This is a genomic window from Mycolicibacter heraklionensis, from assembly GCF_001021505.1.
In the GTDB taxonomy this organism is placed as follows: Bacteria; Actinomycetota; Actinomycetes; order Mycobacteriales; family Mycobacteriaceae; genus Mycobacterium; species Mycobacterium heraklionense.
Genome location: NZ_LDPO01000008.1, coordinates 95,532 through 118,827 on the forward strand (window position 1 = coordinate 95,532; position 23,296 = coordinate 118,827).

Genomic DNA, 23,296 nt, shown 5'->3' on the forward strand with positions numbered 1-23,296 from the left:
GATCAACCCGTCATGATGAGTTGCCGCCACGTCGTCGGGCGGTTTCCGGCCACCAGATCCAGCTGGTGGTAGAGCTTTCCGTCCGGGCCGACATAGGCGCCAGTACGCGGATCGTACTTCGCCGCGCCGAAGGTCAACGGCGACGAACTCTGCGTGCTGCTCGACCCGTTCGCCACCGCACCTCCGGTATCGGCGGGTGCGTCCTCCCGCGGCGGCGCTGGGCTACCGGGCGGCTGAACCGGTAGGGGCGGTAGTTCTGCGCCCGCGGCCGACTCTGGCATCGGGAGGCCATCCGGCACGGGCACCACGTTGATGCGGACATCGGGCTGCTGGGGCGGGATGCCCTGGCTCTCCAGGTTGGGGTCGCGGGGATTGGGGCCGAGCGCCGGTTGCCGCTGCGCGAGAGGTTCGTAGGGTTTATCGCTGTAGCAGATGTCCACGGTGGGTGCGCGTTTACCGGGTACTCCCAGGCACGGCAAGTTCCGGGCGCCTCGTACGGAGATCGGCGAATCCTGGGGCAGCTTGCAGTACAGACCGTCTGGAGTGTCCACCGAACTGGTCTCACCGGGCGGGCGCCATTGACTGAACGGCAGAAATCCGACTGTGCACGGGGGCCCGTCGGCGACCAGGAGCCTGAAGTCGGACGGCGTCATGTATCCCAAGTTGGGGTTGTTGTCCGGGCCCGCCGCCTGCGTGACGGCAACCATTGGCGGCAGCAGGACCAGCACCTGCTCCAGAGCCGCGTTGTAGGTGACACCGACCTGGCCCAGTGTGGTGAGGTTGGCCAGTAGGACGGGCAACGTCGGCCTCAACTGGTCCAAGAGCTTGGTCACGTCCTGCGCGAACCGCGGCCCGTCGGCCAGCACCGAGCGCAGCTGCGGATCGTTGGTCGTGATCTGTTTGGTGAAGCCGGACAGGCTGTTTGCCCACTGTCGGATGGCGTCCCCGGTGTCCGTCTGGGTCTGCAGCAGTGGTCCGGTCTGGTCGATCACGGTGCGCAACGGATCCGACACCTTGTTGGTTGCGTCAACCAGCGTCGAGGAGGAGTCGAGCAGCTGACCGAGATCGTCCGCCGCGCCGTTGAACGCCTTGAACGACTCATCGAGCAGCACAGTGAGTTGATCTTTGGGGATGGTGTCCACCAACGCGTTGAGCTGCTCCAACATCGGTCCGACTTGCTGAGGAACGGAGGTGTCGGCGACGCCGATCACCGAGCGGTCCCGCAGGTACGGTCCGGTGTCAACGCGCGGGCGCAGGTCCAGATACTGCTCCCCCACCGCGGAGACACTGCGCACCTGGGCGATGAGGTCTGCCGGGATCTTCCTGCCGGCGTCGATCGACAGGTTCGCCAACGCGCCGCCTCCCGGACGCAGGTCGACGGACGTCACCTTGCCGACCTGAATGCCTCGATAGGTGACGTTGCTGAACCGGTAGAGCCCGCCGGAGCTCGGCAGCTCTACGGTGACATTGATCTTGCCGACGCCCAGGAAGGTCTGCACTTGGATATAGCGCAGGCCCATCACCGTGAAGCCGACAACGGCGGCGATCGTAAAGATGATCAGCTGGAATCGGACGAAACGAGACAGCAGCATCTAACCGCTCCCCCCTGGGGAGCCGACGGGCGGCGGTGGAGTGGCAGTTCCGACGCCGAGTGGATTGTCGGTGTAGGGCACCGGCGGCGGCGGATTGCCCATCAACAGGTCGGGCACCGGCTGGGTGAACCGACCCCATCGTGTACCGGCGAGCAGGTCCGTTCGCAGCCGCGTTGTTGTCAAATCCATGGTGGTGTACAGGTTTGCGTAGTCGCCCTTGATTGCGTCGTCGACGACCCACTGCGCGAACGGAAACACCGTCGCCTCCTGTAGGCCCTTGCCGATGTCGGTTCCGGCGTCCGCGAGCGCACCGATGGTCGGTTCGAGGTTCTGCAAGTCGGCGATCAGATCCGCCTTGACGTCCCTGACGAGGCCGGTCGACGTATCGCTGAACACCCGTAATCTGTCGAGCGCCGTCGTAAGGTTCGACCGCTCCGCCACCAGGACATTCAGCGCCCGCGGAAGTTTCCGGAGCGTCTGTTCAACCACCTCGGACTCCGCATTCACCTTTTCGGCGAGCATGTTCAGTTCGTCCATGGCGGTGACGATGTTCCGGGCTTGGTCATCGAGCGTTCCGACGAAATGCTCCAGCCGGGAGAGTAAGTCGCGGATCTCGTTGCCCCGCCCGCCGATCGCCGCGCTGAACTGTTTGATGATCTCGTCGATCTGTCCCATCCCGCCACTGTTGAGCACCACCGACAGCGAGGACAGTGTTTGTTCGGTACTGGGGTAGGTCGACGACTTGTTCAGTGGAATCGTCGCACCGGAGCTCAGCCGACCCTGTGGTGCAACGCCGAGGGGAGAGTTGAGCTGGAGGTGACTGGAGCCGAGCAGGCTGGTCTGTCCGACGGTGGCCACTGCGTTCGCGGGTATGACGACACCCGGCCGGACCGACACCTCGATATCCGCGTGCCACTTGCGCACTACCATCCGGCCGACACTGCCGACGACCACGTCGTCGATCATCACCGGTGAATTCGACTCCAGCGAACCGACATCCGCCATTTCCACATGGATGGTCGTGCTACCGGCACCTCGTCCGACAGCGCCGGGCATCGGTAGTGAATTCAGCCCTTGCCACTGGCATCCGGAAGTCAGCAACGCCATCGACATGGCAACGATGATGAGGCCACGTATCCGGGACAGGCGCGAGGCACACATCATGGTGTTCCGCCCACACTGTCCGGAAGCAGAAGCTCCGATGTGGTGGCCGGCACCGGTGGCGGCGGCTCCTCGGCCACCACCCCGGGAATCAGGTCCGGTTGCGTGTAGTACATCTTGCCCGGACGCGGTACGGGCCCGAGCGCGACATTGACGGGAAAGGGCAAGTAGTTCAGCGACAGGTATTTCAGGACAGGCCCGAGGTACTGCGTGCACAGCTTCGCGCCCTCCTCGGAAGTCACGTTCTTCACCGAGGCGAGACCCGCGCAGATCAACGTCACCGGATTGGAAAAGTTATTGAAGACAAAGGATCCCGCCTCGGAGCCCTGCTCCGGGTTGTAAATATTGTTGTAGTTGGCCAAGCCGGTCGGAGCCGTGTGCAGCACCTGCTCGATAACCAGCCGGTTGTCCGCGAGATTCTTTGTCACACTGCTCAACCGCTCGATCTGTTCGGTGGTGCGGCCCCGGTTCTGTGAGACAAACCTCTGCACGTCCTTCACCGCGATCGACAGGCTGCTCAGCGCGGCATCGAGATCAGACCGGTTGTTGTTCAGAACGCTGCTCAGTGTGGCCAACCGGTTCTCGAATCGCACGATCTGGGTGTTGCTGCCTTCGAGCGCACTGACGAACACCTGCAGGTTCTTGATGGTGCCGGCGATATCACCACTGCCATTGGCGAGAATCTTCGCCGCTCCGGACAGCTGCGCAAGAGTTTCTCTGAGCTTCGCGCCGTTGCCGTCGAGGGCAGTGGCGGTGCTGTCGATGAATCGGCTAACCGCACCGTCGGGAGCATCGCCACCCGGACCGAGCGCTCCGGCGAGGCGGGTGAGCTCGATCTTGACCTCGTCCCATTCGACCGGCTCCGCGGTGCGGTCAAGCGGGATCTCGGCACCGTCGGGCATCGTCGGCCCCGCGTCCTCGTAGGGCGGGGTCAATTGGACGTAGCGGGCCGCTATCAGGCTCTGCGCCACGATGACCGCCTGCGCGTTCGCCGGAATCGACACATTACGGTCCACATTCATCACGATCTTGGTCTTGGTGCCGAGCGGTTCCACCGCGGCGATCGTCCCGACCCGTACACCGGCCACCCGCACTTGGTCGCCGCGGTAGATCGCGGTGGCGGTGGTGAAGTAAGCACTGATTGTCTTGGGACCCAGCAGGTGTCGGTAGCCCAGGTAACCACCCGAGACCACCAGCAGCGCCGCCAGTGCAACCGCCGTGAACTTGCGCTGCTGGGCACTCATGGCCGCTCCCGATGCGGCAGCGGAAGCTGAGCACGGGGGGTCAGACCCAGCGCGGAGTCCAAGAAGGGCTGAATGAACTGCCCCGGCATGAGATTGGCGATGAACGCGTTGTAGTAGTTACCCGACGCGACACTTTCGCCGAGGGCTACCGAGTACTTGTTCAGGCCCTTCATCGCATTGACGATGTTGTCGTTGTTCTTCTCCAGCATCGCCGTCACGGAATTGAGCCGGTCCAGCGTCGGAGCCAGTTCTCTTTCGTTCTCCGCGACGAGTGCCGTGAGCTGTTGCGAGACCGCCGAGGTGTTCGCCAGCAGATCCACGATCTCTTGGCGTTGGTCGTTGAGCACCGAGAGCAGCGCATCGGAATTGAGGATCAAGGCATTGACCCGGTCACTTCGCTTCGCCAGAACTCCGGTGACATCGCTTGCGGTACGGAGCAAGTCACGCAGGCCGGTGTTGCGGGTATTGATCGACTTGGACAGCCGCGACAAGCTGTCGAACGTGGGTCCCAACTGCGGCGCTATCTGGTCAAGGGTCGATGCCAAGGTTTTGAGTGACTGGTTCAGCGCATCAGTGTCAGTGTCGGTGACGTTCGACGTAAGGTCCCCGAGCGCATCTGTCAATGAATACGGTGAGGACGTCCGGGTGACCGGGATGACGTCGGTGCTGCGAAGGGGGCGCGCACCCGACGACACCACGGTCAGGACCCGCTTGCCCAGCAGCGAGCCGGTCTTGATCCGGACGGTGGTCTCGTCGCCGAGCCGCACATTGCCATCGATGGTGAACTTCACCAACGCCTTGCCGTGCGACAACGAAACATTCGATACCGTGCCGACATTGATTCCGGAGATCATCACGTCGTCGCCGGGGCCCAGTCCCCCGGCCTCGGCGAACAGCGCCGAATAGGACTTGGCGGTGAACAACGTCCATACGTTGTCGAACTGCAGTCCGACCAGGCTGATCAGCACGGTCAGGATGACCCCCATCAGTCCGGCCCGGATCAGCCGCTTGCCTTGATATTTGCGCATTACCTCGAGCACCTGCCCGTCGTCTGCTCGACCATGGGCAACGTGAGAGTGCCCCCCGACAAGGTGCTCACTTTGAGGTTGATGCCGCAGAGATAGAAGTTGAAGAAACTTCCATAGGCGCCAAGTCGGGCGAGTTTCTTGTAGTTGTCGGGTGCCCGCGTCAGCCCCAGATCGATGCGTTCCTTCTCGTCGTCCAAAAGCGGGGCCAGGCGATTGAGCTGATCTATCGTCCCGGCCAGCGGCGGACGCACTCCGGTGAGCAGATCGGAAACCGATGCGGTGCCGTTTTCCAACGCGGTGATGGCAGAGCCGATCGGGTCCTTGTACTGCGCGAGTTCGCCCATCAGCGTGTCCAGCCGGTCGATCGTGGCGGCGAACTCGTCGCTGTTGCGTTGCAGGATGCCCAGCATCGAGCGCAGGTTCTCGATCAATGCGCCGATCAGGGCATCGTTGTCGGCGAGCGACGTGGCGAACGACGATGAGCGGGACAGTAACGAACCGATGGTGTCACTCTTTCCCTGCAGGATCTGCAACAGTGCCGCGGACAGCGCGTTGACATCTTGGGGGTTCAACGCCGAGATGACTGGGCGGAAGCCGCCGAGCAGCAGATCGAGGTCCAGCGCGGGCGCCGTGCGATCCGGCGGGATCACAGACCCGGCCGGCAGTAACTTGGTCGAGCCGGGGCCGTCGACCAGCTCGAGATAGCGATCGCCGACCAGATTCAGATACCGCACCGCTACTCGTGTCCCTGTCGTCAACGGCACGCTGTCGTCAGCGTCGAACTCGACATAGGAGCGATGATCGGCGCCCAGCGCCACCTTGCGGACGGTGCCGACGCGGATGCCCGAAACCCGCACGGTGTCGCCGGGCCGTAGTCCCGACGAATCCGTGAAGACCGCCGAGAAGCCCGTGGTGGCGCCGGACCGATACTGGCCGAAGACCGCCACCAGCCCCGCGGTGAGAGCGATCATCAAGACGGCGAAAAACGCGAACTTCGACGCCGGGCCCAGAATCGAGTTCACGGTGCGCCGTGCCCGATCTCGGCGGAGTTCCGCGGCGGTCCGTCGATGGGTCCGAACATGGCCTGTTTCCAGCTGTCTATGTTGAGCACGATTCCCTGATTCCCGTACTTGAACGGGTTGGTGCCCACATCAGCGACGATGTAGGGCGGAAAGTAGTTCTCCGGGAGATCGGGCAAGGCGCCGCAGATCGGACCGCCCTTGGCGGCCACCTTGGGCAGGTCGCCCGGGTAGCGGTAGCGCTCGGCTCCGAGCAGAAAATTCGTCGCGAACTCCAGTCCGGGAACATCGCTGAGTCGGGGCGTCTGCTGGATGTGTGCCAGTCCCTGAATCCCGCACGTGAGCCCGCGGTGGTACTGGTTGAGAAGTTCGGCGGTCGGCAGCAGCAGATGAAGGACGTCGGTCAGCCCGGCCCGGTTCTGCCCGAGGACATCGTTGCCGACCTGGCCCAGACCGATGAGGCTGAGCAGCATCGCATCGAGATTGCTGTGTTCGTCGACGAGCGTGGTGCTGATGTTCACGCTGTTTCTCGCGGTGTCGAGCAGATCGCCGACCGAGTCGTTGTAGATGTTGAGTACCGCGGGTGCCGCCGTGAGGTCACGGCTCAGGGCGGGCAGGCTGGGTTCCGTCTTGCCCAGCAGTGCGTTGAGGTTGCCGAACAACTCGCCGGTCTGCGCGCCCCGGGCGCGGAACCCGGTGGCGATCGCCCCCAGTGTCTCGTTGAGCTTTTCCGGCTGCACCCGGGCAAGCACTTGGGTCAGCTGTTCGAACACCGTGTTGAACTCCACGGTGACGTCTTTCGTCTGCAGGACCTGCCCGGCCGCCAGCGGCTGCGGCGCTGGGTCCGCCGGTGGCGTCAACTCGACGAATTTCGCCCCGAACACGGTCGACGAGGTGATATTGACACTGACATTCGCCGGTACGCTCGCCAATTTGGTCGGATCCATCGCGAGGTGGATCGCGGCCGCACCGTCGGCGAGCGGCTCAATCGATTCGACCTTGCCGATCTGTACCCCGTACATCTTCACCTTGGCGTCGGGGTACATCACCAAGCCCGCCCGGGGAGACAGCACCGTCACCGGCACCGTTTTGGTGAGGCCGCCGCGGAACAGAGTGATGGCCAGGACGAACACCGAGACCACCAACAGGACACTCGCGAGTCCCTTGAGAGCGCGCGCCACCAAACTGTTCACGGCCACGCCTAACCCGAGAGATTGAAGTTGCCGTTCGCGCCGTACACAGCGAGCGAGACGAGCAGGGTGACGGACACCACGGCGATCAGCGAAGCGCGTACGGCCTTGCCTACCGCGACGCCGACGCCCGCGGGACCACCGGCCGCGAAAAAGCCGTAGTAGGTATGGATCAACATGACCGTGATCGCCATCGAGACCGCCTGCAGAAACGACCACAGGATGTCGATGGGATTGAGGAACGTGTCGAAATAGTGGTCATAGAGCCCGGCGGACTGTCCGAACAGCAGCACCGTGGTGTAGCGGCTGGCCAGAAAGGAGGCGATGACCGCCAGCGTGTAGAGGGGCGCTATGGCGACCAAGCCGCCGACGATCCGCGTGCTCACCAGGTACGCGATCGACGGGATAGCCAGCGACTCAAGGGCATCGACTTCTTCGTTGATCCGCATCGCCCCGAGTTGGGCGGTCGAACCGGCCCCGATCGTCGCCGCCAAACCGATGCCGGCGATGACCGGCGCAGAAATTCGGACATTGATGAATGCCGCGAAGAAACCCGTCAACGCCTCGATGCCGATGTTGCCCAACGAGCTGTAGCCCTGCACCGCCAACGTTCCTCCGGCCGCCAGGGTGAGGAAGCCGACGATCACCAGTGTTCCCCCGATGACCGCCAAGGCGCCCGAACCCATGCTGATCTCGGCGATGAGTCGGATGGTTTCGCGCTTGTAGCGCCAGACCGCCTGGGGCGCACCGACGATCGCTTTCCAGTAGAAGTCGGCGTGATCGCCGATTCCCGCCAGGGCGCGTACCGGTCGAGTCAATTCCCTGGCGATATTGGGGTAGGTGACGCTGATGCTCACCTGGGTCCTCCAATACTGGTCACGTGCAACACCTCATCGGTGGCCCAGTCGGATACCGATCGCGGTCACGATCACGTTGACCACGAAAAGCGACATGAAGGCGTAGACCACGGTTTCGTTCACGGCATTGCCGACGCCCTTGGCGCCGCCCGACACTTTCAGTCCCCGATAGCACGCGACCAGACCGGCGATCAGCCCGAACAGCGTTGCCTTCACCGAGGAGATGATGACCTCGTTGACACCGGTGAGCAGGGTGATTCCGGCGACGAAGGCGCCCGGGTTCACGTCCTGAACCAGCACCGAGAAGAAATACCCGCCCATGATGCCGATCGTGCACACCAGACTGTTCAACAGGAATGCCACCAGGCCCGACGCCAGCATCCGGGGCGTCACCAGTCGCTGGACCGGATCGATACCGAGTACCTCCATGGCGTCGATCTCTTCGCGGATAGTGCGCGACCCCAGGTCTGCACACATCGCGGTCGCGCCCGCGCCGGCCACGATCAACACCGTCACCAGCGGCCCGACCTGGGTGACTGCACCCAGTGCGGCGCCCGCACCACTGAGATCGGCCGCGCCCAGTTCGCGTAGCAGGATGTTCAGCGTGAAGCTGACCAGGACGGTGAAGGGAATCGCCACCAGCAAGGTCGGCAGGATCGACACTCTGGTGACGAACCAGGATTGTTCGAGAAATTCGCGCATCTGAAAAGGACGCTTGAACGCGAACCGCACCGCGTCGGCGGACATCGCGTATAGCCCGCCAACCGCCTCCAACGGGCCGGACAGATCCCTGCGAGCCATCGACCCTCCGTTCTGACTGCTTAGGCCGCGATGCTCGTTACGGTGAGAATTCCCGTAATGATCACGGTGACAGTACCTGCTTCGTAGCAGCTCAGGGACACTTTCACGGATCAGCCTGGCCCTCGACCGCGCGACGTGAGGCCGCGCTAGCGCCCCGACCAGGGGAAAACTTTGAGCGCTCCGCCTGCGTCCACCCGTATCTGTTGACCGGTCACATAGCGCGATGCGTCGGAGACCAGGAACAGCACAAGCTCGCTGATGTCTTCCGGCTCGACGTAGGGAATCGGCATCGCGTTGAGGAACGGGAACGACGCTTCGGCCTCTTCGCGGCTCGGATTCTGCAGATCCGGCCGGAAGGCCCGGTACATCGGCGGGCTGTGCAGCATGTCGGTGTTGACGTTCGTCGGATGGATGCAGTTCACCCGGATATGCGACGGCGCGAGTTGCAGCGCCAGGTCGTTGACGTAGTGGGCGACCACCTGCTTGGCGAAGCCGTAGCCAGCTCCACCAGGACCGGCATCCATGCCGCCGGTGTTCTGTGAGGCCAGGTAGGCGGCCAGTGACCCGGTCGCGACGATCGAGGCGCCGGCATTGAGATGCTTCAGGCTGGCGCCGACCAGGTTGAACACGCCGACCAGATCGACGTCGACCGCGTCGACGAACGCCTGCAGCGGGCCGCCCGCGGTCAGCGGCGCGATTCCGGCGTTGGCCACCACCGCGTCGAGTCTGCCGAACTCGGCGACGCCGGCGTCGATCGCGGCCGCCAAGGCGACCCTGTCACGCACGTCGGCAATTGCGGTGTAGGCCTTGCGCCCCTCCTTCTCCACCAGGCGAGCTGTCTCATCAAGATCCTCGGGCCGCGCCAGCGGGTACTCGTTCGTCTCGATGTCCGCGCATACGTCGACCGCGATGATGTCCGCGCCCTCGGCCGCCAGCACCCGTGCATGGGACCGGCCCTGCCCGCGGGCGGCGCCACTGATGAGGACGACTTTGCCCTCTACTCTTCCCATCCCATCTCCTTCTCGGCACTTCTGGTTGCGTTGTCCGGCGGTCGAGGACGATCAATGCGCCCTCCGGATAGCGGTGTCTACGGTCCTCCCGCTCCCCGCGGGACGGTCATCAGCTGGACACGCGGTAAAGATTACGGTAACCATGACTCCGGTAACGGTATTGCTTACCGTAAGGAGTGTCAACGCGGCATTCGTGGGCCGCCCGGCCCCCGACCGAGAGGGATTGTTATGCCAGGTGTGCTCAGCGGTGTCCGGGTGATCGAGATGGCATCGTGGACCTACGTACCGTCGGCGGGGGCGGCGCTGGCGGACTGGGGTGCCGACGTGATCAAGGTCGAAAGCGTTGATTCCGGTGATCCGAGCCGGGCATTGGTGGTCGGTGGCTTCACCAGAGAGGCTGCCCGCGTCGACGCCGATTTCATGCTCGAGCTCGGCAACCGGGGTAAACGGAGCATCGGCATCGCGCTCAAGTCGGAGTTGGGTCGCGAGTTGTTCGGACGGCTGCTGGCCAGCGCAGACGTGCTACTGACCAACTGGCTTCCCGGCGCGCTGGAGCGAGCCCGGCTGACCGTGAAAGACATCCGCGCTTTCAACCCGAACATCATCATTGCCCGTGGATCTGGTCTCGGAGTTCGCGGCCCGGAACGCGACCGCGGCGGATTCGACGGTGCCACGTACTCCGCCCGCGGCGGAGTCTCCTACACCCTGACGCCGTTCGGCGCCGAGTTTCCCACCTCGCAGGGACCGGCATTCGGGGACCTGCAGGCGGGCGCGACCTTGGCGGGTGGGGTCTGTGCTGCGCTCTTTCATCGCGAACGCACCGGCGAGGCGACCATCGTCGACTCGTCGCTGCTGGCTCAGGCGATGTGGGCCATCGCACCGTCGATTCTGGCCGCCGACTTCTTCAACGTGGACGGCATTCCGGGCGCACCACCGGGCATCGTGATGAACCCGGTGGTGAATCGCTACAAGACCAGGGACGGCCGATGGCTGCAACTGATCTTCTTGCAGCCCGACAAGTTCTGGGCCGACTTCTGCCGCCGGATCGGTCTGCCCGACCTGGCAACCGATGAGCGGTTCGTCCCGTCGGCGAACCTCGCCGCCAACGCCGCCGAGGCGGTCGCATTGCTCAACAAGAGGTTCGCTGAGCATGACCTTGAGCATTGGCAAAAGGTCCTGGAAGACGAGCCTGGGGTGTGGGCCGCTTACGCGACACCGCGCGAAACGCTTTACGACCCCCAGGCCGAACCGAACGGTTACCTGATCACGAATGTCGACGACCAGGGGAACGAGTACCGAACCGTTGCGGCCCCAGTGCAGTTCAACGAAACGCCGCCAGAACCGGCGCGCGCCCCCGAACATGGGCAGCACACCGAAGAGATCCTGCTGGAACTCGACGTCGACTGGGACGAGATCACCGCGGCCAAGGACGCCGGCGCCATCATGTAGCGACGGCGAGCGCAGCTGTTCGCGATACACCCATTGATCGTTACCGTAAGATATACCGCTGTGCTCGGCAGCAACGAACGGCGAGATGAGGCCCAGCCGATGACCACGGATCTGGACAGCACATCAGCTGATGCCCTCGCACAGGTCGAGGCAGCCGAAGCCGAGGCCGAGGCAGCCGAAGCACTGGCGGTGGCGGCCAAGTTGCGCGCCAAAGCAATTCGGCTGCGCAACCAGTTGGAAGCATCGAGTGCGGCGGACGTCACGACTGCAGAAGCGTCGAGCGCGGCGGCCGTCGCACCGGTCCCCCGCAACCCGCTGCCGCGGCGACTGCGTGCGCGCTCGGTCGCTACGGGCGCGGCGTGCCTGCTCCTCGCCGGCCTGATGGCGGCCTGCGGATTCATGGGCTGGCGCTGCTACTCCGCGCATCAACTCCGGGAGCGAGCGAGCCAGTTCGCCGCTGCGGCGAGTCAGGGTGTCGTCGATATGACGACACTGGACTTCAACGCGGCAGACGACGGTATAGCCCGTGTCCTGGCGAACTCAACCGGCGAGTTCCGGGACGACTTCATCAAGCACGCCGACGACTTCAAGTCGGTCGTGCGAGATTCAAAGGTGACAACGGCGGGAACCGTGAACACCGCTGCGGTGGAATCCATGACGAAGGATGCTGCGGTAGTACTGGTGGCCGCCACTTCGACGGTCACCAACGCTGCCGGCGGAAAGGAGCAGCCCCGCAACTGGCGGCTCAGCGTCACCGTCACCAAAGACGGTGATCAGTTCAAGATGTCCAAGGTGGAGTTCGTTCCATGACCTCAGATCAAGACCGGCGTCCCGTCGACGTCGACGTCGACGAGGTTGACGACGACGCAGACGGCCTCCGCGATGAAGCCGAAGCTGACAACGCCGCTGCAAACCCAAGGCCCGCCGGGGGTCCAGACGTTCTGCACCGGTGGGCCTTCCGGCCTGTCAGCCGGGTGCGAACGCTTACTCTTGCGGTATCGCTGGTCCTCGCCGCGGCCCTGGCGGCCTGGCTGTACCAGTTCCAGTACCGGCCGGTGATCGACACCGACGCGAACGTCGCTGACACCGTCATGTCCGCGGCCCGCGAGGGAACCGTCGCGTTGCTGTCGTACGCACCCGGCACTCTGCAGAGCGATTTCGACCGCGCAAAACTGCACCTGACCGGCGAATTCCTGGACTACTACAACCAGTTCACCACCGAGGTCGTGACGCCGGCAGCCACCGAGAAGAAGGTTCAGACCGAAGCCAAGGTGGTGCGTTCCGCAGTCGCCGAGTTGCATCCGAATTCGGCGAAAGTGCTGGTCTTCATCGACCAGAACACCTCGAGCACCGCCAAGCCCGACCCCGCAGTAACTGCGAGCAGCGTGCTGGTGTCCTTGCAGAAGCGGGCCGACAAGTGGCTCATCTCGGCTTTCGACCCGGTCTGACGCCCACCAGTTCACTGAACCTTCGTCAGGGTGAACGGCCGCTTGATCACGATCGGCAGGTTTCGATTGCAGGCGCCACTCGGCCCTTGCATCATGTCGGTGCCTTGCAGGGTCAGTGCGTCGAATCCGAATGACTGCCTGGTCTCGACGAACGTTCCGTCGGCACAGACGATCCCGTCGGGCCGGGGATACTCGATCCACCACCGGCCATCGCGTTGATTGGCGAACGCACTCCAGCCGTCGGAGCTGCTGACCGTGCCGTGACAGGCATCGAGGTGACATGTCGTGGAAATGGTCCACGTCTGTGTGACGTCGGGATAAGGGTAGAGCCAGCCATAGGACACGTCGTTCCTGGTGCCAAGGCCGCCGTCGGAAAAGGCGACGTAGGTGCCGTTGAGCGCAACCGCGGCGTGTACCGGTGTCGATGACGCCATGACCATTGCGGCGCCCAGGATGCCGCCGACCAACGCCGGGCTCAGCGGCCGACGCAGCACGCGCATGACTGCTCTCCTCACACCGGGCCACTCCTGTCCAGAGCGGCCAGTTGCCGACGACGCACCATTGACTGTAGTCGGTATGACGGTAATCTATACCGTAATGCACACTCGGGCGGTCGACAGCGATTGCGCGGTGACTGCGCCGAAGCGCGAAAGCGCCCGGGTGTTGTACGTCGTTGACATCGAATTATGCTGCGAGCCAATGGAGGTCAGCTCAGCCAGCTACTGACCGGGCTTGGCTTCACCGATGGTCTGAACAGTCCTAGAAATGTAGAGGAACTCATTTGCCGCCAAGACGAGTACTGCCGCGCCTGACCGTCGACAACCGTTTCTTCTGGACCAGCGGCGAGGACAACAAGCTCCGATTCCTGCAGTGCCAGCAGTGCGAGACGTTCATTCACCCGCCCTATCCCGTGTGCCACCACTGTCTTTCCGATCAGCTGGAACCGACCGAGGTAGCGGGTACCGGCACGGTGGACCTGTACACGGTCAACTACCAGAAATGGCGGCCCGACCTCGAGGGCCCGTACGTGATCGCGCGGATCGCCATTGACGGCGCGCCAGGCGTCTTTCTCACCTCGAACGTCGTCAACTGCCCGGTCGACGACGTCGACATCGGGGACAAGGTGCGGGTGATCTTCGAGCACCAGGACGACGTCTGGTTCCCCCTGTTCGAGAAGACGTGCTGACCGTGAGTGACGGCGACGCATATATAACCGGAATCGGACAATCGGTCGTCGGCCGAAAACTGACCCGTCGCCCCTTGCTGTTGACGGTGGACGCAGTCAAAGAGGCACTCGACAACGCCGGCCTGACCATCGACCAGATCGATGGGGTATCGACCTACCCCGGCCGTATGGGAGGTTATTTGGGTTTCTCCCCGGTGGGCGCCGAGGAACTCGTCGAGGCCTTGCGCATCAAGGCGACCTGGTTCGCGGGCGGACTCGAACTCACGTCGCAGCTGGGCGCCGTCGTCGCCGCGGTGGGTGCGGTGAAGGCAGGCCAGGCCCGCCATGTCATCTGCTTCCGCACGGTATACGAGGCGGCGGCGCTCGACCGGCCCGACGAGTGGCCCGCCGATCGGCCAGAACGGGTGGACGGCTGGCCCAGCTGGTTCACGCCGTTCCACTCGTATTCGGCGGCAAACAGCTTCGCGCAATACGCAACTCGGCATTTCAAGAAATACGGGATGACTCGCGAGCAACTCGCCCAGATCTCCCTGACAGATCGCAAGCATGGAGCGCTGAATCCCCGTGCGCTGGTGCGGGACCCGCTGACGATGGACGAGTACCTGTCGGCACCGATGATCAGCTCGCCGCTCTGCCTGTTCGACTGCGACCGCTACACCGACGCATCGACCGTCTTGATCGTTTCCGCGGGCAGTGCGATAGACGAGGTGACCTGCACGCCAATCCGGATTGCCGCGATGGCTGCCTGCTACGACATACCCAGCTGGGATCAGACCGACTGGTACGCCGCGTACCAGGCCGGCCCGCAACTCTGGAAGAACACCGACTACACACCGGCCGACGTCGACACCGCGCAGCTGTACGACGGGTTCAGCTTCATCACCTGCCAGTGGCTTGAGGCACTCGGCTTCTGTGAAATCGGTGGAGCCGGCGAGTTCCTCGACGGAGGACACAACATCGCGTTGGACGGCGTGCTGCCGCTGAATACCGGCGGCGGCCAGATCGGCGCAGGCCGGTTGCACGGATTCGGATTCCCGCACGAGGCGGTAGTGCAGCTCCGTGGCCAAGGTGGCGAGCGGCAGATTCAGGGTGATCCTCGGGTCGCCGTCTGCAGCTCTGGCGGAGGGCCATACGCGACCGCCATGCTGTTGGCCAACGACTGAGCTATTGAGTGTGCGTTCGGCGCGTCAGCGCCCGGCCAGCTTGGCAGCCAACCTGCGGTTCACCGGCTCGGGCAACAGGTCGGAGACGTCACCGCCCATCGACGCCACTTCTTTTGCCAGCGAGGACGACACGAACGAATACCGCGGGGTGGTCGCCACGAAAAACGTGTCGACACCGGCGATGTGCTTGTTCATCTGGGCCATCTGCAGCTCGTACTCGAAGTCGGTGCCGGTACGCAGACCCTTGACGATCGCGGTCAGCCCTCGCTCGCGGACGAAGTCGACCACCAAGCCCTGACCCGACTCCGCGCGGACATTGGGCAGATGCGCAGTGGCTTCGGCGATCATCTCGAGGCGCTCGTCCAGGGTGAACATGCCCTTCTTGGCGGGATTGACCAGTACGGCGGCCACCACCTCGTCGAACTGGGCGGCAGCACGCTCCAGGATGTCGACGTGTCCCAACGTCACCGGGTCAAAGGAACCGGGGCATACCGCGCCGCTCATGGCTCATGACGCTAGCAGCCCGACCGCGAAGACGGCTCCGGTGAAGGCCTGAACTGTGGACCTGGTGCCAGCTAACTGCAAGTATTCACCCATGGCCACGCCGGTAGTGAGCCGTGAGGTGGAGTCGCGCCAGATTGCCGAGTTCCTCGGCTCGGTGCCGGCTGGGCCGGCCGCGCTCATCCTGGAAGGCGAAGCGGGCATCGGAAAGACCACCGTCTGGCTGGCCGCCCTCGATCACGCCGAACAACTCGGCTACCGGGTGCTGTCGTCCCGGGCGGCTCCCGCGGAATCGGTCCTGGCGTTTTCCTCGTTGGCCGCGCTGCTCGAAACGGTGGACGACTCCGTATTGGCCGGCTTGGCGACACAACAGCGTTTGGCCATCGATCGGGTCTTGTTGCGCGTCAGCACCGACGGACCGGTCACAGATCAGCGCGCGACGACGGCGGCGTTTGTCCGGGTGGTGGAGCGGCTGTCCGAAGACTGTCCGGTCCTGTTGGCATTGGACGACTTGCAGTGGGTCGATCCGCCCAGCAAGCAGGTTGTCTCGGCAGCGGTGCGACGGCTGACCGGCCCCGTCGGTCTGCTCGCCACTGTGCGCACCGGCGCCGGCGAACCACCGGTTGGGCTGACACTGCGCGCGCCGGGCCTGGTGCGTCATATCGGTCTGGGTCCCTTGAGCCCGGGTGCGCTGCACAGCGTGCTGCTCGGACGGCTGGGCAGGTCGTTCTCCCGCCCGAAACTGCTGGAAATCCACCAGGTCTCGGCGGGAAATCCCTTCTACGCCCTCGAGCTGGCCCGAACCATTGACGACGAGTCCGCTCACACCGCTACGTCGTTGCCCGCAACCTTGGAGGGGTTGGTGCGGGCCAAGATCGGCAGCCTGACACCGGAAGTCAGGCAAGTACTGCTTACCGCGGCGTGTCTCCCCCACCCGACAGTCGGGTTGATCAGGAGCGCCCTTGACACCGACCCCGGCCGCATCGTCGCACTGCTGAAGGAAGCCGAAGTCAAGGGCATCATCGAAATCTCGGGCGAACAGCTCCATTTCGCCCACCCACTGTTGGCCCGTGGCACTTACCGCGATGCGACACCGGCGGATCGCCGGGCAATGCACCGACGGTTGGCCGGGATCGTCGACGATCCCGAACTCAAGGCCAGGCATCTCGCGCTCGCCACCACGGCCGGCGACCCGCTCACCCTGCAGGCCCTGGATACCGGCGCCGAGTTGGCGCGGATTCGGGGAGCACCGACCGCGGCTGCCGAACTTCTTGAACTTGCGATCGGCCTCGGCGGAGACACACCGCAGCGCCGAATCTCAGCGGCCATACACCATTTCAACGCGGGCGACGCTACGCGCGCCCGAGCGCTACTCAATGAGGTGATCGCTCGATCGGAATCGGGACCCGCACGATCAGAGGCGTTACGACTGCTCGGGCTCTGGAGCCTGCTCGATGGCAGTTCCCGCGATGCCGCTGAGCTGCTGGGCCGAGCACTCGACGAGGCCGGCGACGATCTCGCCCTGCGGGTGCAGATCCTGGTGCCGCTCGCGTTCGCAGAAGTCAACTCCCGCCGTCATGACCATGCCGCCCGTAGTGCCGAGGATGCCGTCACGGCCGCGATGCAGCTACCGCAGGGGCAGCTGTTGAGCCAGGCGCTCAGCATGTCCGTGCTCGTCCGGTTCCTGCTCGGCGACGGCCTGGACGAGAGCACTTTGGCTCGGGCGCTGGATTTCGAAGATCCCGAGCTTCCGATGTCGTCGTTGCTCGGGCCATCGGTGCACAGTGCGGCGCTGACGGCAGCAACCGGTCACCTGGACAAGGCCGCAGAACAGCTGCTGAACATCAGACAGCGCTACCTCGAGAGCGGTGAGGAAAGCGAACTGATTCTGGTCGCGTTCCACAACGGCCTCAACGAGATCTGGCGCGGAGACTTCGCCAAGGCGACCCTGATCGCCGAGGATGCCATGGAACGGGCATTGCTTCTCGAGCGCGATCTCCCGCTCGCGGTTGCACTGATGCTGCGGGCCGCGGCGTCCTCCTACACAGGTGCCGAATCCGATGCTCGCCGCGATTCCGTTGAGGCGATTCGCATCTGCCGACGTTGCGACTCGCCGGAACTGGTGGCGGTATGGCCCACCACCACACTGGGGTTTCTGGACGTAACAGTAGGCAACTACTCAGCTGCCCTCGCGACACTGCAACCACGACTGCTCGCCCTGCAATCGACGCCGAAGGCCACCGAGATCTTCCTCGCGCCGTTCCTGCCCGACGCCATCGAGGCCATGGTCCACGTCGGCCGGCTCGACGACGCCGGGCCCCTTGTCGAATTGCTCGAAAGCAACGGTCGCCGGCTGGACCGTGCCTGGATGCGCGCAGCCGGCGGACGCTGCCGGGCGCTGTTATTGGCAGCCACCGGCGACATAGATGCCGCCATCGACGTGGCGCAGCAGGCCCTCGACCAACATGACCGTGTGCCAATGCCGTTCGAACGCGCTCGTACCGAGCTGGTGTTGGGCCAGATCCTGAGGCGGCAACGCAAACGCGAAGCGGCCTCCAGAACACTGCAGAATGCACTGGCCAGCTTCGAGGAACTCGGAACGCCGCTCTGGGCACAACGTGCACGCGAGGATCTGCAACGGGCAAGTGGCACAAGGCGCCACGATCAACTCACCGCATCTGAACAACGCGTTGCCGAACTCGCGGCCACCGGCGCAACTATCCGCGAGATAGCCGCCGCACTGTTCATCAGCCAGAAGACGGTGGAGTCCAATCTCAGCCGGATCTATCGCAAACTCGGCATCCGCTCACGCGCCGAACTCGGCCGAGTCATGAGCGAGACCGCACCGACCTGGTGATCAGCAGATTCCCAACTGCTTGCACTTTAGGTCTTGGCGCGCGGGGTCCGGCGTGGGATCCGGAGCATCCGCCTGCACGCGCGATGCCGCCGCGGCGTTGTCGGCCCAGGTTTGCGAGCGGATGTCGGGTGTCACGCACACGACGTCGCCGTCGAACGCCTCGCGCCACACGTAGCCCTGCTTGCAGGTGTTCGACCCGTAAGCGCCTGTGGGGTCACGACGCTCGGCGACCGTCCCATTCTCCTGCTGGGTGCGCGCCCGCACAGCAGGGGTCACACAGACATGATCATTCGGGATCGCCTCACGCCACACGTAGCCCTGAATACACGTGTCCGGCCCATAGGGCAACGGATCGGCCTGTGCCGGCGTCTGTCCGGCCAGCACCGCGAGAGCCGCGACGGGCACTGCCGACAGCGCGAACCATGCGGAGTTTGCCTTGTTCATGGTCATGACCTGTCGTAGATGCAGTGCGGAGCCTGCCCCGCTGGTTGTTCGTTGACGACCTTGCCGTCCAACGTGATCCGGCAACCCAACGAACCGTCTTTGACCACCACAACCATTTGAAGCAAGCTGTCGTTGGGCCCCGCGCTGACGGATTTGCCCCACGGTGCTGATGCGCCGTAGACCCGACCACCGGGGTCGATGTCGATGGTGTCGGCCGTGCCCGATCCGGTCAGCTCGAACCGGACCTGGCCGCCGGTTTTGTTCTGCGACTGAGATGCCGACTGCACCCGAGATGCCGCAGCGGCGTTGTCGGCCTTGGTCGCCGAGCGGATGTCCGGCGTCACGCACACGACGTCGCCGTCGAACGCCTCCCGCCACACGTAGCCCTGCTTGCAGGTGTTCGACCCGTAAGCGCCTGTGGGGTCACGGCGTTCGGCGACGGTGCTGTTCTCCTGCTGGGTGCGGGCGCGCACAGCCGGGGTCACACAGACATGGTCATTCGGGATCGCCTCACGCCAGACGTAGCCCTGGATACATGTATCGGGCCCGTACGGCAATGGGTCGGCCCCTGCCACCGCAGCTCCCGTGAAGCCGGCGAATGCCGCCACGGCCACCAACGGGCCTATTAACCGGGGCGGATATTTGGTTGCCATCGACTGTCCTTTCACGAGCGATTTCCTGGACGTGACGCTATCGACCGGTTGCCAGTCTTGAATCGGGAGAATCCCTACCATTTACGGCCACGGCGATGCTCTTCTGCCGGCCTCCCCCTGTGCAGTCGGGGTCGGTGCTACACGCGAGACAGCGCCCCGACGTTGTCGGCCTTGATCTGGGAGCGGATCAGCTCCCGACGTAGTCACCCCAGACCCAGCCCGATCCTCCCGGGACGTTGGGTCCGGCGATCTGCACCCACCTGTCATCCTGTCGGACCTTGACCTCGACCTGGGTACCCTTCGACACCATCCCATAAGGCTTGCCCTGGCCACCGGGCTGCGCGTAGATGTCAACATCCCCAGTGATGGTCGTCCGGTTCGCCTGCGACTGGGGTTTCTGCACGCGCGACGCGGCCTGGGCGTTGTCGGCCTTGGTCGCCGAGCGGATGTCCGGCGTCACGCACACGACGTCGCCGTCGAACGCCTCCCGCCACACGTAGCCCTGCTTGCAGGTGTTCGACCCGTAAGCGCCTGTGGGGTCACGGCGTTCGGCGACGGTGCTGTTCTCCTGCTGGGTGCGGGCGCGCACAGCCGGGGTCACACAGACATGGTCATTCGGGATCGCCTCACGCCAGACGTAGCCCTGGATACATGTATCGGGCCCGTACGGCAATGGGTCGGCCCCTGCCACCGCAGCTCCCGTGAAGCCGGCGAATGCCGCCACGGCCACCAACGGGCCTATTAACCGGGGCGGATATTTGGTTGCCATCGACTGTCCTTTCACGAGCGATTTCCTGGACGTGACGCTATCGACCGGTTGCCAGCCTTGAATCAGGTGAATCCCTACCATTTACGGCCCCGACGACGCTGTTCTGCCCGCCGTCCCCTGTGCGAAACTGATCGGGTGGCCACCGAGGTGGTAGGGCGGGAGATCGAGTACCGGGCGGTGGACGAACTGCTCGCCGCGGTGCCGTCGGGCCCCACTGCTCTGGTGGTGGAAGGTGAAGCGGGGATCGGCAAGACCACAGTCTGGCTGGCCGCCGTCGAGCGCGCGCAACGCGCGGGCTTCCGGGTGTTGTCGGCGCGAGTGACACCGGCCGAATCGGTGGCCGCCTACACCACCCTGTCGGACCTGTTGGGTTGGCTGGACAACGCCGATTTAGCGGAATTGCCTCCGCCGCAACGCCTTGCCGTCGATCGCGCGCTCTCACGAGGCAGTGCCGAGGGACCGGTCACCGACCAGCGCGCGTTCGCAGCCGCCATCGTCGCGGTGGTGAAGCGTCTCACCGAGCGATCGCCCGTGGTGATCGCCATCGATGACCTGCAGTGGGTGGACTCGCCGAGTCGGCAGGTGCTCTCCGCGGTGTTGCGCCGCTTGAGCGGGCCAATAGGCGTTCTCGCGACAGTACGAAACGACCCCGAGGATGCTGCTGCGACGGCCTGGTTGGAACTACGTCGGCCCGATATGGTGCGACGCGTCCGGGTACGGCCGCTCAGCGTCGGCGCAACGCACACGGTCTTGTGTGAAGAGCTGGGACGATCCTTCGCTCGACCAACCATCCTTCGTATCCACGAGCTGTCGGGAGGCAATCCGTTCTACGCGCTCGAACTCGGCCGTGTCATCGACGGTGACACTGCGATCCCCGAGCCGGCCTTGCCCACCAGGCTCGCCGACCTGGTGCGGAGCCGGTTGACGGGCTTAGGTTCCGGGTGCACCGACGCGCTGCTTGCGGCCGCCTGCCTGGCCGACCCCACGCTCGATGTGATCGCTTCAGCCACCGACAACGACGTCGCAACCATCACCGAGATCCTCGAGGAGGCGGAGGGCGCCGGCATCGTCCGGATCGACGGCCATCGGGTCACTTACGCCCATCCGATTCTCGCCCGGGGCGTGTACACCGAGGCCACCGCGGCGCGCCGTGACCTCATGCACCGTCGTCTCGCTGACATCATCGATGATCCAGAGCTCAAGGCCAGGCATCTCGCCCTGTCCGGGACCGGCGGCGGCGTACGAACGTTGCGCGCCCTCGACGCCGCAGCCGAGAAAGCACGGCTGCGCGGGGCGCCGAGCGCCGCAGCCGAATTTCTGGATTTGGCAATAGGCCTCGGGGGCGACACACCGGAGCGGCGAATTCGGTTGGCCGCCAATCACTACGCTGCCGGCGACCCGGGCCGAGCCCGAAGCCTGCTGGAGACCACGATCGCCCACCTTGCTCCCGGCGCACTGCGCAGCGACGCGATCGTGCTGCTGGCCACGAGCAGAATGGCCGACGACGGTTTCCTCGGGGCGGCTGAGCTGTTGGCTGAGGCATTGGCAACCTCGGACCCGAGCGACGCCGCCGCTGTGCAGATGACGGTAATGCTGGCGTACGCACTGTTCAACGGACGCCGCCAGGAGCAAGCGTTGCAGCACGCCGACGAGGCCGTGGCGAAGGCCGCGCTCCTCGATGAGCCGCAACTGCTGGCCCCAGCCCTGGGTATGCGGGCGACGTTGCGATTTATCAGCGGCGAAGGTGTAGCCGGGGCGGACATGCGACAAGCGTTGGAGCTGGATCCCTATCCGTTGGACGTTCCACTGGCAGCTCGCCCCGCGGTGCAGAACGCACTGCTGATGGCGTGGACCGGGCAGCTCGACGACGCCGCACGCGAACTGGCCGTCATCCGTCAGCGCTGCCTGGACCAGGGTGAGGACAGCGAACTCATCTTTCTCGGCTTCCACACCGCCCTCGTGCAAGTGTGGCGGGGCAACATGGGCGAAGCGGGACGGGTCGCCGACGCGACCATGGAGCTTGCGCGGCAACTGGGGGGTGACTTGCCCCTGTTCATCGCGTTGACGATCCGGGCCATGCACGGGGCCTACGCGGGCCGGGTCGACGCCGTTCGTCGCGACATCGCCGACGCATTGGCAGCGGCCCAGCGGAGCGGATCCCATCGAATGTCGGAGTGGCCGATCACCACGCTGGGTTTTCTGGATGTGTCGCTGGGCAACTATGACGCCGCGCTACAGGCATTGGCGCCGCTGCTGGCGGCGTCCAAAGAGATGCTGAGGTCGACGGAGATCATCGCCGCGTCGTTCATCCCCGATGCCGTAGAAGCCCTGACCGCACTGGGTCGGGCATCCGAGGCAGAGCCGCTGGTCGACGCTCTGGAGTCCAATGGCAACCGACTGGGGCGGGACTGGATGCTGGCTATCGGCGGGAGGTGCCGCGCGATGCTGCTGGCCGCGCAGGACGATCTCGCCGGGGCGGAGCGCGCGGCGCAGGCGGCGATGGCCTTCCACGACCGGCTGCCAATACCTTTCGAAAGGGCCCGCACCCAGCTGGTGCTCGCTGACGTCGCACGTCGTCAACACAAGCGGGACCTCGCGACCGCAACACTGCGCGACGCCCTGGCGACGTTCGAGGATCTGGGCACATCGCTGTGGGTGGATCGCTGCCGCGCCAAGCTCGATCAGGTCAGCGGCCTCAGCGCTCGGGCAGATCTCACCGCGTCGGAACGCCGCGTGGCCGAACTCGCGGCATCCGGAATGTCCAACCGCGAGGTCGCGGCAGCACTCTTTATCAGCCCAAAAACGGTGGAGGCCAATCTGTCTCGGATCTACCGAAAGCTCGGCATCCGGTCGCGCGCCGAACTCGGACGGGCCGTGGGCCTGCCCGAATGATAGGGAAATTCCCGATTCGCCGAGAATCCCTT

At 64.6% G+C, this 23,296-nt stretch carries 22 protein-coding genes; 7 read left to right on the plus strand and 15 right to left on the minus strand.

Annotated features, from left to right (window positions below):
* Positions 1-2 precede the first annotated feature (2 nt).
* From ABW16_RS11660 to ABW16_RS11700, 9 genes are all read right to left on the minus strand, one after another.
* The gene (locus ABW16_RS11660) at positions 3-1,589 is read right to left on the minus strand and encodes an MCE family protein (RefSeq protein WP_047319417.1); all 1,587 of its coding nucleotides are present in this window, start codon (positions 1,587-1,589) and stop codon (positions 3-5) included.
* Positions 1,590-1,592: 3 nt separating this feature from the next.
* Positions 1,593-2,756 carry an MCE family protein gene (locus tag ABW16_RS11665; RefSeq protein WP_082134073.1) on the minus strand — a complete coding sequence of 388 codons (1,164 nt, stop codon included), beginning with the start codon at positions 2,754-2,756 and terminating at the stop codon, positions 1,593-1,595.
* Entirely contained in the window at positions 2,753-3,997 is a 1,245-nt protein-coding gene (locus tag ABW16_RS11670) for an MCE family protein (protein ID WP_052956864.1), read from the minus strand. The genes ABW16_RS11665 and ABW16_RS11670 overlap by 4 nt, the downstream gene beginning before the upstream one ends.
* The gene (locus tag ABW16_RS11675) at positions 3,994-5,025 is read right to left on the minus strand and encodes an MCE family protein (RefSeq protein ID WP_047319334.1); all 1,032 of its coding nucleotides are present in this window, start codon (positions 5,023-5,025) and stop codon (positions 3,994-3,996) included. The genes ABW16_RS11670 and ABW16_RS11675 overlap by 4 nt, the downstream gene beginning before the upstream one ends.
* Positions 5,025-6,047 carry an MCE family protein gene (locus tag ABW16_RS11680; protein WP_268768032.1) on the minus strand — a complete coding sequence of 341 codons (1,023 nt, stop codon included), beginning with the start codon at positions 6,045-6,047 and terminating at the stop codon, positions 5,025-5,027. The genes ABW16_RS11675 and ABW16_RS11680 overlap by 1 nt, the downstream gene beginning before the upstream one ends.
* On the minus strand, positions 6,044-7,237 hold the full coding sequence (locus ABW16_RS11685; RefSeq protein WP_047319421.1) for an MCE family protein: 1,194 nt from the start codon (positions 7,235-7,237) through the stop codon (positions 6,044-6,046). The genes ABW16_RS11680 and ABW16_RS11685 overlap by 4 nt, the downstream gene beginning before the upstream one ends.
* A gap of 8 nt (positions 7,238-7,245) precedes the next feature.
* On the minus strand, positions 7,246-8,091 hold the full coding sequence (locus tag ABW16_RS11690; protein ID WP_047319335.1) for an MlaE family ABC transporter permease: 846 nt from the start codon (positions 8,089-8,091) through the stop codon (positions 7,246-7,248).
* Positions 8,092-8,124: 33 nt separating this feature from the next.
* Positions 8,125-8,892, minus strand: a complete 768-nt coding sequence (locus tag ABW16_RS11695) for an MlaE family ABC transporter permease (RefSeq protein WP_047319336.1) — start codon at positions 8,890-8,892, stop codon at positions 8,125-8,127.
* Between the two features lie 146 nt (positions 8,893-9,038).
* Entirely contained in the window at positions 9,039-9,902 is an 864-nt protein-coding gene (locus ABW16_RS11700) for a mycofactocin-coupled SDR family oxidoreductase (protein ID WP_047319337.1), read from the minus strand.
* Positions 9,903-10,130: 228 nt separating this feature from the next.
* Here ABW16_RS11700 and ABW16_RS11705 point away from each other — a divergent pair, with 228 nt between their 5' ends.
* A complete protein-coding gene (locus tag ABW16_RS11705; protein ID WP_047319338.1) occupies positions 10,131-11,351 on the plus strand; it encodes a CaiB/BaiF CoA transferase family protein in 1,221 nt (406 codons plus the stop codon).
* Positions 11,352-11,450: 99 nt separating this feature from the next.
* Positions 11,451-12,161: a hypothetical protein gene (locus ABW16_RS26015; protein WP_047319422.1), complete on the plus strand. Its 711-nt coding sequence runs from the start codon at positions 11,451-11,453 to the stop codon at positions 12,159-12,161.
* Positions 12,162-12,163: 2 nt separating this feature from the next.
* On the opposite strand, the gene ABW16_RS27750 is transcribed toward ABW16_RS26015, so the two are convergent.
* Positions 12,164-12,298 carry a hypothetical protein gene (locus ABW16_RS27750; RefSeq protein WP_268768033.1) on the minus strand — a complete coding sequence of 45 codons (135 nt, stop codon included), beginning with the start codon at positions 12,296-12,298 and terminating at the stop codon, positions 12,164-12,166.
* A 27-nt stretch (positions 12,299-12,325) separates the two neighbouring features.
* Here ABW16_RS27750 and ABW16_RS11715 point away from each other — a divergent pair, with 27 nt between their 5' ends.
* Positions 12,326-12,799, plus strand: coding sequence for a hypothetical protein (locus ABW16_RS11715; protein WP_233424751.1), 474 nt, complete (start codon positions 12,326-12,328; stop codon positions 12,797-12,799).
* Positions 12,800-12,810: 11 nt separating this feature from the next.
* Here ABW16_RS11715 and ABW16_RS11720 read toward each other — a convergent pair whose 3' ends face one another.
* Positions 12,811-13,299 carry an Rv2253/PknI dimerization domain-containing protein gene (locus tag ABW16_RS11720; RefSeq protein ID WP_047319339.1) on the minus strand — a complete coding sequence of 163 codons (489 nt, stop codon included), beginning with the start codon at positions 13,297-13,299 and terminating at the stop codon, positions 12,811-12,813.
* A gap of 281 nt (positions 13,300-13,580) precedes the next feature.
* Between ABW16_RS11720 and ABW16_RS11725 the strand changes: the two genes are divergently transcribed.
* Both ABW16_RS11725 and ABW16_RS11730 read left to right on the plus strand, forming a co-directional pair.
* A complete protein-coding gene (locus ABW16_RS11725) occupies positions 13,581-13,985 on the plus strand; it encodes a Zn-ribbon domain-containing OB-fold protein (RefSeq protein ID WP_047319340.1) in 405 nt (134 codons plus the stop codon).
* 86 nt (positions 13,986-14,071) lie between these two features.
* Positions 14,072-15,148: a thiolase family protein gene (locus ABW16_RS11730; protein WP_200900651.1), complete on the plus strand. Its 1,077-nt coding sequence runs from the start codon at positions 14,072-14,074 to the stop codon at positions 15,146-15,148.
* Positions 15,149-15,172: 24 nt separating this feature from the next.
* Here ABW16_RS11730 and coaD read toward each other — a convergent pair whose 3' ends face one another.
* The gene (gene coaD / locus ABW16_RS11735; protein WP_047319341.1) at positions 15,173-15,652 is read right to left on the minus strand and encodes a pantetheine-phosphate adenylyltransferase; all 480 of its coding nucleotides are present in this window, start codon (positions 15,650-15,652) and stop codon (positions 15,173-15,175) included.
* A 91-nt stretch (positions 15,653-15,743) separates the two neighbouring features.
* On the opposite strand from coaD, the gene ABW16_RS11740 reads away from it, so the two are divergent.
* Complete coding sequence (locus tag ABW16_RS11740; protein WP_047319342.1) at positions 15,744-18,506, plus strand: ATP-binding protein; 2,763 nt, start codon at positions 15,744-15,746, stop codon at positions 18,504-18,506.
* Here the strand turns inward: ABW16_RS11740 and ABW16_RS11745 are convergent, their stop codons facing one another.
* From ABW16_RS11745 to ABW16_RS23880, 3 genes are all read right to left on the minus strand, one after another.
* Positions 18,507-18,950 (minus strand): hypothetical protein, encoded by a 444-nt coding sequence (locus ABW16_RS11745; protein ID WP_052956867.1) that lies wholly within the window; start codon positions 18,948-18,950, stop codon positions 18,507-18,509.
* A gap of 2 nt (positions 18,951-18,952) precedes the next feature.
* A complete protein-coding gene (locus tag ABW16_RS11750; RefSeq protein ID WP_047319426.1) occupies positions 18,953-19,603 on the minus strand; it encodes an MmpS family transport accessory protein in 651 nt (216 codons plus the stop codon).
* A gap of 187 nt (positions 19,604-19,790) precedes the next feature.
* Positions 19,791-20,372: an SH3 domain-containing protein gene (locus ABW16_RS23880; protein WP_131721489.1), complete on the minus strand. Its 582-nt coding sequence runs from the start codon at positions 20,370-20,372 to the stop codon at positions 19,791-19,793.
* 135 nt (positions 20,373-20,507) lie between these two features.
* Between ABW16_RS23880 and ABW16_RS11760 the strand changes: the two genes are divergently transcribed.
* The gene (locus ABW16_RS11760; protein ID WP_047319343.1) at positions 20,508-23,264 is read left to right on the plus strand and encodes an ATP-binding protein; all 2,757 of its coding nucleotides are present in this window, start codon (positions 20,508-20,510) and stop codon (positions 23,262-23,264) included.
* The last annotated feature ends 32 nt before the right edge of the window (positions 23,265-23,296 follow it).

What these genes read in the sequence shown, in the direction of transcription:
- ABW16_RS11740 (WP_047319342.1), top strand. Translation starts at nt 15,744, where the DNA reads ATGGCCACGCCGGTAGTGAGCCGTGAGGTGGAGTCGCGCCAGATTGCC.
- ABW16_RS26015 (WP_047319422.1), top strand. Translation starts at nt 11,451, where the DNA reads ATGACCACGGATCTGGACAGCACATCAGCTGATGCCCTCGCACAGGTC.
- ABW16_RS11665 (WP_082134073.1), bottom strand. Translation starts at nt 2,756, where the DNA reads ATGATGTGTGCCTCGCGCCTGTCCCGGATACGTGGCCTCATCATCGTT.
- ABW16_RS11750 (WP_047319426.1), bottom strand. Translation starts at nt 19,603, where the DNA reads ATGGCAACCAAATATCCGCCCCGGTTAATAGGCCCGTTGGTGGCCGTG.
- ABW16_RS11745 (WP_052956867.1), bottom strand. Translation starts at nt 18,950, where the DNA reads ATGAACAAGGCAAACTCCGCATGGTTCGCGCTGTCGGCAGTGCCCGTC.
- ABW16_RS23880 (WP_131721489.1), bottom strand. Translation starts at nt 20,372, where the DNA reads ATGGCAACCAAATATCCGCCCCGGTTAATAGGCCCGTTGGTGGCCGTG.
- ABW16_RS11695 (WP_047319336.1), bottom strand. Translation starts at nt 8,892, where the DNA reads ATGGCTCGCAGGGATCTGTCCGGCCCGTTGGAGGCGGTTGGCGGGCTA.
- ABW16_RS11700 (WP_047319337.1), bottom strand. Translation starts at nt 9,902, where the DNA reads ATGGGAAGAGTAGAGGGCAAAGTCGTCCTCATCAGTGGCGCCGCCCGC.
- ABW16_RS11720 (WP_047319339.1), bottom strand. Translation starts at nt 13,299, where the DNA reads ATGCGCGTGCTGCGTCGGCCGCTGAGCCCGGCGTTGGTCGGCGGCATC.
- ABW16_RS11705 (WP_047319338.1), top strand. Translation starts at nt 10,131, where the DNA reads ATGCCAGGTGTGCTCAGCGGTGTCCGGGTGATCGAGATGGCATCGTGG.
- coaD (WP_047319341.1), bottom strand. Translation starts at nt 15,652, where the DNA reads ATGAGCGGCGCGGTATGCCCCGGTTCCTTTGACCCGGTGACGTTGGGA.
- ABW16_RS11675 (WP_047319334.1), bottom strand. Translation starts at nt 5,025, where the DNA reads ATGCGCAAATATCAAGGCAAGCGGCTGATCCGGGCCGGACTGATGGGG.
- ABW16_RS11670 (WP_052956864.1), bottom strand. Translation starts at nt 3,997, where the DNA reads ATGAGTGCCCAGCAGCGCAAGTTCACGGCGGTTGCACTGGCGGCGCTG.